The 1,100-nt window shown below is 61.1% G+C and carries 1 protein-coding gene; it reads left to right on the top strand.

The window, feature by feature from the left end:
* Nucleotides 1-1,100: 2-methylcitrate synthase (gene prpC, locus QCE49_RS33560; RefSeq protein WP_250460806.1), on the top strand; the 1,100-nt coding region annotated here is incomplete at both ends.

Genomic DNA, 1,100 nt, shown 5'->3' with positions numbered 1-1,100 from the left:
GGCGCATTCAAGCCGAAGAAATCCGTCGCGCTGTCGGGCGTGACGGCGGGCAATACCGCGCTGTGCACCGTCGGCAAGACGGGCAACGACTTGCACTATCGCGGCTACGACATCCTCGATGTCGCGACGACGTCCGAGTTCGAAGAGATCGCGCATTTGCTCGTGCACGGCAAGCTGCCGAACGCCGCCGAACTGAAGGCATACAAGACGAAGCTGAAGGCGTTGCGCGGCCTGCCCGCGAATCTCAAAGCCGCGCTGGAATGGATTCCCGCGTCCGCGCATCCGATGGACGTGATGCGTACCGGCGTCTCCGTGCTCGGCACGATCCTGCCGGAGAAGGACGATCACAACGTGCCGGGCGCGAAGGATATCGCCGACAAGCTGATGGCCTCGCTCGGCTCGATGCTGCTCTACTGGTATCACTATTCGCACAACGGCAAGCGCATCGAAGTCGAAACCGATGACGATTCCATCGGCGGTCACTTTCTGCATCTGCTGCATGGCGTCGCGCCGTCCAAAGCTTGGGTCGATGCAATGCACGTCTCGCTCAATCTTTACGCCGAACACGAGTTCAACGCATCGACGTTCACGGCGCGCGTGATCGCGGGCACGGGTTCGGACATGTATTCCGCGATCACCGGCGCGATCGGCGCGCTGCGCGGTCCGAAGCACGGCGGCGCGAACGAAGTCGCGTTCGAAATTCAGTCGCGCTATCAGACGCCGGATGAAGCGGAAGCCGATATCAAGCGCCGCGTCGAGAACAAGGAAGTCGTGATCGGCTTCGGCCATCCGGTGTACACGATCTCCGATCCGCGCAACAAGGTCATCAAGGAAGTCGCGAGGAATCTGTCGAAGGAAGCCGGCGACACGAAGCTGTTCGATATCGCCGAGCGCCTCGAATCGGTGATGTGGGACGCGAAGAAGATGTTCCCGAACCTCGACTGGTTCAGCGCGGTTTCATATCACATGATGGGCGTGCCGACCGCGATGTTCACGCCGCTCTTCGTGATCTCGCGCACGTCGGGATGGAGCGCGCACATCATCGAGCAACGCATCGACAACAAGATCATCCGGCCGAGCGCGAATTACACCGGTCCGGA

Origin of the sequence: Caballeronia sp. LZ008, assembly GCF_031451435.1 — a bacterium.
GTDB lineage: Bacteria > Pseudomonadota > Gammaproteobacteria > Burkholderiales > Burkholderiaceae > Caballeronia > Caballeronia zhejiangensis.
Note: the sequence above shows the minus strand (reverse complement) of the source record. Positions and strands in the feature narration are given on the sequence as shown.